Here is a 12,795-nt window from a genome sequence, read left to right on the forward strand (position 1 = left end):
GTCCCGGGAGGAGAATGCTCATGGTAGCCATACTCGGGTACTCGTCGCGGCAGATCAGCGATGCCGTCCAGGGCATGTACAGTGCCGTGGCCGACACGCCGGACTCCCCCTTCCACTTCCCCGTCGGGGGCTCGGCCTGCCGGGCACTGGGCTATCCCGAGGAGCAGCTGGTCGACCTGCCGCCCCCGCTGCTGGCCTCCTTCGCCGGCGTCGGCTACCCCTTCCGCGCCAGGGCCATTCACTACGGCGACCGGGTGCTCGACCTCGGCGCCGGCGCCGGCAACGACTCGCTGATCGCCGGCCGCCTCGTCGGCCCCGACGGCCGGGTCATCGCCCTGGACCTCACCGCCGCCATGACTCGCAAGCTCAAGATCACCGCCGCCGGCACCGACAATCTCAGTGTGGTCCAGGGCTCGGCGGAGCGGCTGCCGCTGCCCGATGCCAGCGTCGACAGCATCACCAGCAACGGCGCCCTCAACCTGGTACCGGACAAGCGTCGCGCCGTCGCCGAGATGTTCCGGGTGCTCAAGCCCGGTGGGCGCCTGCAGCTCGCCGACGTGGTGATCCATCGTCCGGTCTCGGTGGACTGCCACGAGGACCCGCGCCTGTGGGTCGAGTGCGTGGTGGGGGCCACCGTCAGGGAGGAGCTGCTGGCGCTGTTCGCGGAGGCCGGCTTCGAGGAGATCGAGGTGGTAGGCAGCCACGACTACTTCGCCCTGAGCCCCAGTGCCCAGACCCGGGAGGTCGCGGCGAGCTTCGGCGCCCATGCCATCGAGGTCGGCATGCGCCGCGGAGAATCGGCCCCGTCGCGCCTGCGGCAGTGGGCGCGGCGGCTCGATCCCAGGCGCTGGCTGCTGCTGCTGCGCCGCCGCGGGCTGCTCGGCATCGCGGCCCTGTGCCTGGCGCTGCTGAGCTGCTACGGCACCCTGGCGCTGGTCGGCCTGCTGCCGTTGCTGGGCATCGGCCTGGCCCTCGACGAGGGGGCCTGGGCGCTTGCCATCGCCGCCTTCGTGCTGCTGACCCTGACGATGCTGGCCGCCGGTAGCCGGCGCCATCACGCCGTCGGCCCGACGCTGCTGGCGACGGCGGGCAGCGCCACCATCCTCTACGCGCTGTTCGTCGACTATCACGCCTCGGTCGAGCTGGCCGGCTTCGTGCTGCTGGCCGCCGCCGCCCTGTGGGACCTGCGCCAGCGGCGACGCCAGGAGGCCAGGGTGCTGGGGCTGAGCTAGCAGGCTCAAATCAAAAAAGGGGCGCGACTCGCGTCGCGCCCCAAGCTTCTCACCGCTGACACTACACGGCTTGCCTTACGAAAATGTCTTCACGGCGTCATGGCCGCGGCCTCAGAAGAAGCCCAGCGGATTGGTGTCGTAGCTGACCAGCAGGTTCTTGGTCTGCTGGTAGTGCTCGAGGGCCACCTTGTGGGTCTCGCGGCCGACGCCGGACTTCTTGTAGCCACCGAAGGCGGCATGCGCCGGGTACTGGTGGTAGCAGTTGGTCCACACGCGGCCGGCCTGGATACCCCGCCCCATGCGGAAGGCGACATTGATGTCGCGGCTCCACACCCCGGCGCCGAGGCCGAACTCGGTGTCGTTGGCGATGGCCAGCGCCTCGGCCTCGTCCTTGAAGGTGGTCACCGCGACCACCGGGCCGAAGATCTCCTCCTGGAACACGCGCATGCTGTTGTTGCCCTTGAGCAGCGTCGGCTGGATGTAATACCCCTTGTCGTAGGCCGGGTCGAAGCTCTCCTTGTCGCCGCCGGTGAGGAACTCGGCCCCCTCCTCGCGGGCGATGTCCATGTAGGACATGATCTTGTCGAACTGCTCCTGGGACGCCTGGGCGCCGACCTGGACGTCGGTATCCAGCGGATTGCCGCGCTTGATCTTGCCCACCCGTTCCATGACCCTGGCCATGAAGGCGTCGTAGATGCTCTCCTGGATCAGCGCCCGCGACGGGCAGGTGCACACCTCGCCCTGGTTGAAGAAGGCCAGCACCAGCCCTTCCGCGGCCTTGTCGATGAACTCCGGCTCGGCATCCATGATGTCGGCGAAGTAGATGTTCGGCGACTTGCCGCCCAGCTCCACGGTGGAGGGGATGATGTTCTCGGCGGCGCACTTGAGGATGTGCGCGCCCACCGGGGTGGAGCCGGTGAAGGCGATCTTGGCGATACGCTTGCTGGTGGCCAGGGCCTGACCCGCCTCGGCGCCATAGCCGTTGACCACGTTGACCACCCCGGCCGGCAGCAGGTCGCCGACCAGCTCCATCAGCTTGAGGATCGAGGCCGGGGTCTGCTCGGCGGGCTTGAGGACCACGCAGTTGCCGGCGGCCAGTGCCGGGGCGAGCTTCCAGACGGCCATCAGCAGCGGGAAGTTCCAGGGAATGATCTGCCCCACCACCCCCAGCGGCTCGTGGAAGTGGTAGGCCACGGTGTTGGCGTCGATATCGGCGGCGGTGCCCTCCTGGGCGCGAATGCAACCGGCGAAGTAGCGGAAGTGATCGACCGCCAGCGGGAGATCGGCGTTGAGCGTCTCGCGCACCGCCTTGCCGTTGTCCCAGGTCTCGGCCACGGCGAGCATCTCCAGGTTCTGCTCGATGCGATCGGCGAGCTTGAGCAGGAGGTTGGAGCGCTCGGCGGCGGAGGTCTTGCCCCAGGCGGGCGCGGCGGCGTGCGCGGCGTCCAGCGCCAGCTCGATGTCCTCGGCGGTGGAGCGCGGGATCTCGCAGATCACCTCACCGTTGACCGGGCTGATGTTGTCGAAGTACTGACCCTTGACCGGGGCGACGAACTCACCGCCGATGTAGTTGCCGTAGCGTTTCTCGAAGGAAACGACCGATCCAGTGCTACCGGGATTGGCGTAGATCATGACGTGCACTCCTGCGTGTATGGAGATCTCTGGTGGCGCGGCGGCCGGCGATGTGCCGTAGTCGTTGACCGGGCCTGTGTTAGAGCGTAGCGAAATCTGACGGACGGCCCATGCTGCTATGGGGGGTAACGACGGGGGCCTTTGGTCGTAGGTCGCGAGCCTCGGGCTCGGTACCCGGCCCGGCAACACCGGGCCGGGCAGCGCTCAGCGATCGGCCAGGTCCTGACCGGCGTGCTCCGCCGGGAGCTTGAAGGTCCACAGCATGCCCCCCTGATTGAAGTCCTTGACGACCTTGGCGACCTCACCCCCCCACAGCGGCACCGCGCCTCCCCAGCCCGAGGCGACGGAGACATACTGTTCGCCGTCCATGGTCCAGGTGATGGGTGTGCCGACGACCCCGGAGCCGGTATTGAAGCGGTACAGTTCTTCACCGGTTCTGGCATCGAACGCCTTCAGGTAGCCCTCCGGGGTGCCGGTAAACACCAGGTTGCCTGCCGTGGCCATGACACCGCCCCAGAGCGGAGCACGGTTCTCATGGCGCCAGACTTCCTCACCGGTCTTCGGATCCATGGCCCTGAGTACCCCGATGTACTCCTCGTTGGCCGGCTTGATGGTGAACCCCGCCCCCAGGTAGGCCGCCCCCTTCTTGTAGGAGACCGGTTCGTTCCAGATATCCATGGCCCATTCGTTGGAGGGCACATAGAACAGGCCGGTATCCTGGCTATAGGCCATGGGCATCCAGTTCTTGCCCCCCAGGAAGGCCGGCCGGGCCAGCACGGTCTCACCCTTCTCGCCCTCCGCATCGGCGGGGTTGCCTGGCCGCCCCTCGGTAAAGATCGGCCGACCGTTCTCGTCGAGCCCCTCGGCCCAGGTGATCTCGTCGACGAACGGGAAGCCACGGATGAAGCCGCCGTCGCTACGATCGAGGACATAGAAGAAGCCATTGCGGTCGGCGGTGGCGGCCGCCTTGACGGTCGTGCCGTTCTCTTCGTAGTCGAAGGAGATCAGTTCGTTGACGCCGTCATAGTCCCAGCCGTCGTTGGGCGTGGTCTGGAAGTGCCACTTGATGCTGCCGTCATCGGGGTCGAGCGCCACCCGGGAGGAAGAGAAGAGGTTGTCCCCGGGGCGCAGGTGCGAGTTCCAGGGTGCCGGGTTGCCGGTACCGAAGAAGAGCGAGTCGGTATCCGGGTCGTAGGTCCCGCCCAGCCAGGTTGCCGCACCGCCGGTCTTCCACATGTCACCCGGCCAGGTCTTGCCGGCCTCCCCACCGGAAATCCCGTTCTCGATGGCTTCGCCATCCCGGTAGACATACCCCATGTGTCCCTCGACGGTCGGACGAGTCCAGAGCTTGTCCCCGGTAGCCGGATCATACGCCTCGACCTTGCCGACGATGCCGAACTCACCACCGGAGACACCGGTGATCAGCTTGCCCTTGACGATCATCGGGGCAGCGGTGATGGAATATCCTTCCTGATAGTCCGCCACCGGCTTGATCCACACCACCTTGCCCGTCTCCTTGTTCAGGGCGACCAGCTTGGCATCGAGGGTCGCGAAGAAGAACAGATCGCCATACAGGGCGCCGCCACGATTGATCACGTCACAGCACGGCATGATGCCATCCGGCAACCGGGCGTCGTACTGCCAGATTTCCTCGCCGGTCCTGGCGTCGATGGCATAGGCACGCGAATAGGAGGCCGTGACGTACATCACCCCATCCTCGACCAAGGGCTGGGATTCCTGGCCACGCATCTTCTCGCCACCGAAAGAGAAGGCCCAGGCTGGCTGCAGAAATTTGACGTTGTCCGCATTCAGGATATCGATGGTACTGTAGCGCTGGCCCTGCAGCCCCATGCCATAGCTGACCACGGCATCGGCCGTGTCGTGATCGTTCATGATATCCTCATCGGTAACCGCATACGCACCAGAGGACACGGCCAGCGCGAGTGCACCGAGGGCAAACTGTCGACCGACTGGATTCAATTTCATGGTTGCGCTCTCACTCTCTTGTTTTCAGGATGTCGCGGCACACCGGGAAGTCTTCCCGTCTCCCGGGCAATTCTTGTCGGCAAGGCTTCCGGCAACAATCGCACCCTCGCACGACTTCCCTCATCACTTGGTAGTAAGACCTTCAAGAGCACAAAAAAACCGCAGGGAGTGCCTGCGGTTATCGAGGGCCCGTGCGCCAGGCCAATCAGCAGTATCCAGTGTCCTGTTACGGCGAGTTCTCCTCTTCGTCACCCAGGATTTCCTCGTAGAACGCGGGCATGCCGTAGCGCAACCCATGACGCTCGAAGATCTCTGCGATCTCGCCCTCACGCACCATGCGATCCACTATCTCTTCGATCGCGTATCCCAGCTGCCGGTGCGTGTGCTTGACTGCCATGCCGACATCCCAGGCCTGCCTGCCCATGCCTGGGAAGCCATTCCCGGCCGCTTCGAAACCCTTATCAGAGTGGATGCCCAGCTCATGATCGATCTCGGCCCGCATCCCCATGACCGCGCTCACCTCACCGTCGACCATCGCCATGAAGGCCTGACGCATGCTGGCGAAATGGCGCGTATTGTCGCGCAACTGACCCGCGAAGGTAGACGTCAGGTATGTCGCCGGCAAGGTGTCGATCTCGACGCCGATGGGGTGATACTGGAATACCGCCATCGTTCCCACATCGTCCAAGACGTGGGTGTCGTAGGCGATCTGCCACTGCTCCCTCTGATAGGGCGCGAACATGACGACCTGATCGTTGATCACCTCACCGGTGGAGTCGCGCATATAGGCATACGTCTTGTCATAGGGCACCCGCAACATGACATCGGCGATGCGACGCTTGGCCAGGTAGTGACCTTTCCAGATGTGATTGCGAAGGTCGTCGTCCAGGGTTTCGTCGGGAATGATCCAGTATACGCGGAACTCGACTCCCAGGCCTTCGGCAATCTTCCTGCCGATGTCGATATCGACACCGACCGCCTCCCCTCCCTTCTCGTAGGAGTAGGGAGGAAAGTCACGATAGACCCCGACATTCAAGTGGCCCGACTCGATGACGATGTCATAGGTTCTCTCGGGAGCACGCTCGAGGATCGACTCGCTCGCATTCGAGAGTGCGCTCCATGCCAGTGTGAAAACGGCAAGCCATCGAGTCAACGACATGACTCCTCCCCCTCACTTTCATGGAAACGTGGCGTCACTCCTTGACCGACTCGACATAGGTCTTGATCGCCCAGATGGCGTTCTGGTCAAGGTTGCTCTTGAAGGATGGCATGCCCCGATCGGTCCCGTTCAGCACACGACCGATGAAATACTCGTCATCCCACTCTTCGAGTTCGCGCAAGTCCGGCGTCAGCCCCCCCGACTGCGCCTGGATACCATGGCAGCCGGCACAGTTCCCTGAGTACCCGCGCTCTCCGACCTTGATCGCCTCCTCATGATAGCCATCGTGCTCGTTACCGGCGCGGAACGGGTTCTCCATCAATGGCTCGGAGCCCAGCTCGGGAAGGCTCCCGGTATCGACTTCCTGAGGCGTCACGTCACCATGGCCCATGACCAGTGCCGCCCACCCCAACAGGCCGGCAGCAACACATGCTTTGAGGGGAAAAGGAATTGTCATACCGAATACCTCTGTTGGATAGCGGGGGGCCGATCCACCGCGATCGATGGGCGGACGGGGGATCTGCTCCCAGTCTAGAAACCCCTCCCCGTCCCCTGAATGCCACTTTCGAGCCCTCGCCCCCGTCCCTTGGTAGTAGCCTCGAGGAAGAGGCGCCAAAGCATGAGTGCACTCCTTCATCTCATCGTTGATGGCACTGTCAAGCCTGTGGCCGGGCCTCGAACGCAGGGAATAGTTCTTTCGTACAGGCGTATTGCTACTTTCTGAATATTTCCGTGCTCTCTCGCCTTCCCTATGCTCATGGGCATAACGACAAGTAGAGAGGCGCCCCATGCGAATTCATCTGAAAGCCCTCATGTTCTTGGTATTCACGTGCTGGATGTCGGCTCCGCTGACGGCCTTCGGGATGGATGTCCGCATCGGCTATATCCAATGGATTCCGGACCAGGGCCCGGTGCTGTCCAACGTCACTCCGGAACCGGAAGACGCCGGCCTGCGTGGCGCCGAGCTGGGCATCGAGGACAACAACACCACCGGCCGATTCCTGGATCATCTTTACGCCCTGACGTCGCGGGTGGTGGACTCCGAGGACCAGGCACAGGAAGCCCTTGAGCAGATGCTGGATGAAGGAATCACCCTGTTCGTGCTTCGGGTTCCGGCCGACACACTGGGCACCATGGCGAACAAGACGGTGGGTAAAGCGCTGCTGTTCAACGCCGGGGCCAGGGACGATGAGTTGCGCGTGACGGGGTGCCAGCCCCATGTCATGCACACCCAGCCCAGCTACGCCATGCTGACGGATGGCCTGGCGCAATGGCTCAACCTGCGGCGCTGGAAGAAGGTGTTCATGATCACCGGACCGACCGACAGCGACCACGCCTGGGCCGAGGCCTTTCGCCGCGCCGCCACACGCTTCGGCTTGACAATCGTTGACGACAAACCCTGGACCTTCGACGCCGATCTGCGACGCACGGCGTCACAGGAATTGCCTCTGTTCACCCAATCGGACGACTACGATGTCGTGCTGGTGGCCGATGTACGGGGAGACTTCGGTGAATACGTTCCCTTCAATACCTGGCTGCCCCGGCCGGTGGTAGGCACGCAGGGCATGTCGCCGGAGGCCTGGCACCGGGTCGTGGAAAGCTGGGGAGCCGCCCAGCTGCAGAACCGCTTCCGCGACCTGGCCGGGCGTGACATGAACGGTAATGACTATGCCGCCTGGGCCGGCGTGCGATCCCTGGGCACCGCCGTGACTCAGCTCGATACCCCGGAGTCCGGTGCGATTCGCGACTTCCTGCTCTCCGATGATTTTCAACTGGCCGCCTTCAAGGGCCGCAAGCTCAGCTATCGCCCGTGGAACGGTCAGCTTCGCCAACCGATTCCACTGGTTCACCCCCGGGGTCTCGTTGCCACCGCTCCGTTCGAAGGCTTCCTTCACCCGGTAACCGATCTCGACTCCCTGGGATATGACGAGGCGGAAAGCGACTGCCGCATCGACTCCTAGCCGGCCAGTGATCTCCCATTGCTGCATGAACAACCGAAGGAAAACTCACATGAAGAATATTCTCCGTAGTTCTGTGCTGGCGACCCTGATGGGACTCTCGGCTCCCGCCCTGGCCAGCCTGGCCTATGTGTCCAACGAGAAGGACAACAGCATCTCGGTGATCGACATCGACTCCCTGGAAGTGGTCGAGACGATTCCGGTCGGCCAGCGCCCACGAGGCATCCTGCTCTCCAAGGATAATACCAGGCTCTATATCTGTGCCAGCGACGATGATACCGTCCAGGTAATGGACCTGGAAACCCGCAAGGTCATCGATACCCTACCGTCGGGTGAAGACCCCGAACAGTTCGCCTTGCATCCCAACGATCGTTGGCTGTTCATCGCCAACGAAGACGACGCTATCGTGACCGTGGTGGACGTTCATACGAAGGACGTGCTGGCACAGATCGATGTCGGCATTGAGCCGGAAGGCATGGCCATCAGCCCGGATGGTAAATGGGCGGTAAATACCAGCGAAACCTCCAGCATGCTGCACTGGATCGATACCGAAACCTTCGAGATAAAGAAGAACATGGTGGTCGGCCAGCGCCCCCGTCACGTCGAGTTCAGCCGGGATGGCAAGATTGCCTGGGCCTCCGCGGAAATCGGTGGCACGGTCCACATCATCGATGTGGACGAGCTGGAAGAGATCACGACGCTGGACTTCAGGATCCGTGGTGTCAATCAGGACAAGGTGCAGCCGGTCGGCATCGAGCTGACCTCCGACGGTCGCTATGCCTTCGTGGCGCTCGGGCCGGCCAACCATGTGGCGGTCGTCGACGCCCAGAGCTACGAGATCCTCGACTACCTGCTGGTGGGTCGGCGGGTATGGCAACTGGCGCTGACCGAGGACGAGAGCCAGCTGCTGACCACCAACGGCGTCAGCGGAGACGTGTCCGTGATCGATGTCGACAGCCTCCAGGTTACCAGGTCCATCGAGGTCGGCCGCTATCCCTGGGGCGTGGTCGTGGCGCCATGAGCACCGCCGCTCACCTCACGGGCGAGGCCGGCCCGATGCTCGAGGTCGCCGCTGTCAGCCATTGCTACGGGGCCCACACGGCACTCGAACGGGTGGATGTCTCCCTGGCGCGGGGCGGCTTTCACGCCCTGCTCGGCCCCAACGGCGCCGGCAAGAGCACCCTGATCGCCCTGGTCACCGGGCTATTGCGTGGCCAGGACGGCGAGATCCGCGTCGCCGACCATCCAGTGTCGCGGCGTGCACGCGCGGCGCGGCGACACCTCGGCGTGGTCTTCCAGCAGCCGACCCTGGATCTCGATCTCAGCGTCCGTCAGAACCTGCTCTACCATGCGTCGCTGCATGGGCTGGGGCGACGCCAGGCCCGCGAGTGCTGCGACCGCGAGCTGGCCCGTCAACATCTCGAGGCCCGTGCCGACGACAAGGTGCGACTGCTCAACGGCGGCCATCGCCGGCGCCTGGAAATCGCCCGGGCACTGCTGCACGAGCCGGCATTGCTGATCCTCGACGAGGCCAGCGTGGGGCTGGATACCGCCAGCCGCCAGGCGCTCAACGAGCATGTGCGCACCCTGTGCCGGGAACGCGGCATGACGGTCTTGTGGACGACCCATCTGCTCGACGAGATTGCGCCTGCTGATCACGTGGTGGTGCTCTGCGCCGGTCGGGTGATCGCCGACAGCCAGGCGCAGGCGCTGTGTAGCCATACCGGCACCCAGACGCTGCAGGACGCCTTCCATCGTCTTACCACGACGTCCGGCGATACCGTCATGGAGGGGGCATCATGAACGCCGGCGCCTACCTACACTGCTTCCTGGGGGTCAGCGGTCGCGAGTGGCGGCGTTTCGTCCAGCAGCGCACGCGCTTCTTCAGCGCCCTGGTACGCCCCCTGCTGTGGCTGGTGGTCTTCGCTGCCGGCTTTCGCGCCGTGCTGGGCATCTCGATCATGGCGCCTTATGGCACCTACATCGTCTACGAGGTCTACATCACCCCGGGGCTGTGCTGCATGATCCTGCTGTTCAACGGCATGCAGGGCTCGCTGTCGATGGTCTACGACCGCGAGATGGGCAGCATGAAGGTACTGCTGATGAGTCCGCTGTCACGCCCCTTCCTGCTGCTGTGCAAGGTACTGGCGATCTCGCTGGTGTCGGTGGTGCAGGTTTACGCCTTCCTCGCCATCGCCTGGTGGTACGGCATTCGGCCACCGGCACTGGGGCTGGTCACGGCACTGCCGGCACTGCTGCTGGTCGCGCTGATGCTCAGCACCCTGGGGCTGGTACTGGCCAATGCCATTCGCCAGCTGGAGAATTTTGCCGGGGTGATGAACTTCGTGATCTTCCCGCTGTTCTTCCTCTCCTCGGCGCTCTACCCCCTGTGGAAGATGCAGGAGGCCGGGCCCTGGCTGTACTGGCTGAGCGCCTACAACCCCTTCACCCACGGTGTGGAACTGGTGCGCTTCGCGCTCTATGGGCAACTGGCGGTTGGCCCGCTGCTGTGGTGCCTGGGGCTGACCGGGCTGTTCGGCCTGGTGGCGGCCGCGACCTTCAATCTGCAGCGCGGGCAGGGCCTCTGACCGACGTCCCTGCCGCTCCTGGCACGCGCCTGTGCTGCCGAGGTGCCGGTCATGACACTCGCCAGTCGTGTCGAGCCGGACCGTTGCCGCCGGGCGACGGTTCCATCACCAGACGTCGGAGCCTGGCAATGATCATGGCAGTTGCTCGCACCCTGATGCTATTGATCGCATCGATGTTGGTGCCGGTCTCGCCGCTTCAGGCGGAACCAGCGCCCGAGATACAGGCCCGCATCCAGCAGCTCTTTCCCAAGGCCACCCGCATTGACGACAAGCGCGCGGACTACCCCGTCTATCCGGTCTACCAGCTCAACGAACTGCTGGGTTACGCCTACGAGTCCCGTGATATCAGCGACCTGCCCGGCTACTCCGGCAAGCCCATCAGCCTGCTGGTCGGCATCGACGTCGACGGCCACTTCACCGGCGTGCAGGTGATGGACCACCACGAGCCGGTCTTCCTGCATGGTCTGGGGGAAGGCCCGCTGTTCGACTTCGTCGACCAGTACCGCGGCCGCTCCCTGACCGAACACATCGTGGTCAACGGCAGGAAGGCCGGAAGCGACGGCGAGGGCGGCGTGGTGTATGTCGACGGCATCACCTCGGCCACGGTGTCGGTGATCATCATCAACGACACCGTGCTGTCGTCGGCGCTCAAGGTGGCCCGAGACCAGCTGGAGGCCTTCGCCCAGGCGCCGGCTGCCCAGCCCAGGGCGGATCTCTTCGAGCCGCTGACGTGGCAGCAGATGCTGGAACGGGGATACCTCGGTCATTGGCGCCTGTCGGTCGAGGAAGCCGAGTCCCGTCTCGGCAACGCCCTGGACGCCTACCCGGAGCTGCCTGAACCGGCGCCCGGGGAGGCCGTCATCGATATCTACTACGGCTACGCCAGCGCACCGATGATCGGACGCAACCTGCTGGGAGACGAGGCCTTCGCCCGCCTGACCGAGAACCTCAAGAGCGGCGAGCAGATGCTGGCGGTGATGTCCAACGGGCTATTCACCCACGTAGCGGATGACTTTCGTCCCGGCAGCGTGGCCGAACGCCTGTCCCTGGAGCAGAGCAACCTGGCGGTGGAGCTGCGGGACATGAACCGGCTGGACTCGGACACCCGCCTGCGGGCCGATGGCCTGCCGGAATTCGAACAGGCCCACTTGTTCAAGATGGGCGGCAGTGGCGGCTTCAACCCCGGTGCCGACGCCAGCCTGGTGATGAACCTGGCATTGCCCAGGAACCACCTAAGCGTGGATCGGGCCAGCTTCCGCACCGACTTGAACCTGCCCCAGGAACTCTTCGAGCGGGTGGCGGTGACCGCGCCGGTGGCGCAGAACCGCCTGCCGGCCTGGGTGGGCCTGTGGCGGGAGCGCTGGCTGCGGGTGACCATCCTGGTGGCCAGCCTGGTCGTGTTGACGGTGTGCTTCGCCCGCCAGCGCCATTACAGCCGCTACCCGAAACGGCTGCACCGGTTCCGCTGGGGCTTCCTGTTCTTCACCCTGTTCTTCATCGGCTTCTACGCCCAGGGCCAGCTCTCTGTCGTGAATATCTTCACCTTGCTGCTGTCCCTCCACGACGGCTTCGAGATCGGCACCTTCCTGTTGGACCCGGTGATCTTCATCCTCTGGACCTTTACCTTCATTACCCTGTTCATCTGGGGCCGCGGGCTCTTCTGCGGCTGGCTGTGCCCGTTCGGAGCGATGCAGGAGATGGCATCCTGGCTGGGCAAGACACTGCGGGTCCGCCAGCGCAGGGTGCCAGAGGCCTGGCACCGGCGCCTGATCCACCTCAAGTACCTGATCCTCGTGGGCCTGGTCGGCACCTCCTTCCACTCCCTCACCCTGGCCGAGCAGTTGGCGGAAGTGGAACCCTTCAAGACCAGCCTGACCCTCTACTTCTGGCGCTACTGGCCATTCGTGGTCTACGCCGTGGGGCTGCTGGTGGCGGGCATGGTCGTGCACAAGTTCTTCTGCCGTTACCTGTGCCCGCTGGGGGCAGGGTTGGCGGTGCTCGGCAAGTTCCGTCTGTTCAGCTGGCTTACGCGGGTCAAGCTCTGCGGCCAGCCCTGCCAGGTCTGCAAGCACCACTGTGAGATCAACGCCATCCGCACCGATGGCCGGATCGATTACAACGAGTGCATCCAGTGCCTGGAGTGTGTGGTGATCCTGCGGGACGACACCCGGTGCGTGGACGGCCTGATCCGGAAGAAACGGCAGCGTCGCGCCCGGATCCCGGCGGTGAATGTGGCGTGA

Annotated in this window: 10 protein-coding genes; 6 read left to right on the forward strand and 4 right to left on the reverse strand. The window is 64.3% G+C overall.

The features are described from left to right. Window positions 1-20: 20 nt before the first annotated feature. A complete protein-coding gene (locus tag C1H66_RS12790) occupies window positions 21-1,232 on the forward strand; it encodes a MerC family mercury resistance protein (RefSeq protein ID WP_102628272.1) in 1,212 nt (403 codons plus the stop codon). A 111-nt stretch (window positions 1,233-1,343) separates the two neighbouring features. Here the strand turns inward: C1H66_RS12790 and exaC are convergent, their stop codons facing one another. The 4 genes from exaC to pedF form a co-directional block, all read right to left on the reverse strand. Further along, the gene (gene exaC, locus C1H66_RS12795) at window positions 1,344-2,864 is read right to left on the reverse strand and encodes an acetaldehyde dehydrogenase ExaC (protein WP_102628273.1); all 1,521 of its coding nucleotides are present in this window, start codon (window positions 2,862-2,864) and stop codon (window positions 1,344-1,346) included. Window positions 2,865-3,068: 204 nt separating this feature from the next. Continuing rightward, window positions 3,069-4,850: a PQQ-dependent methanol/ethanol family dehydrogenase gene (locus C1H66_RS12800; protein WP_102628274.1), complete on the reverse strand. Its 1,782-nt coding sequence runs from the start codon at window positions 4,848-4,850 to the stop codon at window positions 3,069-3,071. Between the two features lie 226 nt (window positions 4,851-5,076). After that, on the reverse strand, window positions 5,077-6,009 hold the full coding sequence (locus C1H66_RS12805; RefSeq protein WP_102628275.1) for a substrate-binding periplasmic protein: 933 nt from the start codon (window positions 6,007-6,009) through the stop codon (window positions 5,077-5,079). A 34-nt stretch (window positions 6,010-6,043) separates the two neighbouring features. Next, a complete protein-coding gene (pedF, locus tag C1H66_RS12810; RefSeq protein ID WP_102628276.1) occupies window positions 6,044-6,466 on the reverse strand; it encodes a cytochrome c-550 PedF in 423 nt (140 codons plus the stop codon). 331 nt (window positions 6,467-6,797) lie between these two features. Here pedF and C1H66_RS12815 point away from each other — a divergent pair, with 331 nt between their 5' ends. The 5 genes from C1H66_RS12815 to C1H66_RS12835 all read left to right on the forward strand — a co-directional run bounded on the left by C1H66_RS12815 (window position 6,798) and on the right by C1H66_RS12835 (window position 12,795). Next, window positions 6,798-7,970 (forward strand): ABC transporter substrate-binding protein, encoded by a 1,173-nt coding sequence (locus C1H66_RS12815; RefSeq protein ID WP_102628277.1) that lies wholly within the window; start codon window positions 6,798-6,800, stop codon window positions 7,968-7,970. A 49-nt stretch (window positions 7,971-8,019) separates the two neighbouring features. Beyond that, a complete protein-coding gene (locus C1H66_RS12820) occupies window positions 8,020-8,988 on the forward strand; it encodes a YVTN family beta-propeller repeat protein (RefSeq protein WP_102628278.1) in 969 nt (322 codons plus the stop codon). After that, window positions 8,985-9,770 carry an ABC transporter ATP-binding protein gene (locus C1H66_RS12825; RefSeq protein ID WP_240618300.1) on the forward strand — a complete coding sequence of 262 codons (786 nt, stop codon included), beginning with the start codon at window positions 8,985-8,987 and terminating at the stop codon, window positions 9,768-9,770. Before C1H66_RS12820 ends, C1H66_RS12825 begins: the two co-directional genes overlap by 4 nt. Continuing rightward, complete coding sequence (locus tag C1H66_RS12830; RefSeq protein WP_102628279.1) at window positions 9,767-10,555, forward strand: ABC transporter permease; 789 nt, start codon at window positions 9,767-9,769, stop codon at window positions 10,553-10,555. Before C1H66_RS12825 ends, C1H66_RS12830 begins: the two co-directional genes overlap by 4 nt. Window positions 10,556-10,689: 134 nt before the next feature. After that, the gene (locus tag C1H66_RS12835; RefSeq protein WP_102628301.1) at window positions 10,690-12,795 is read left to right on the forward strand and encodes a NosR/NirI family protein; all 2,106 of its coding nucleotides are present in this window, start codon (window positions 10,690-10,692) and stop codon (window positions 12,793-12,795) included.

The sequence above is a fragment of the Halomonas heilongjiangensis genome (genome assembly GCF_002879645.1).
GTDB lineage: Bacteria > Pseudomonadota > Gammaproteobacteria > Pseudomonadales > Halomonadaceae > Halomonas > Halomonas heilongjiangensis.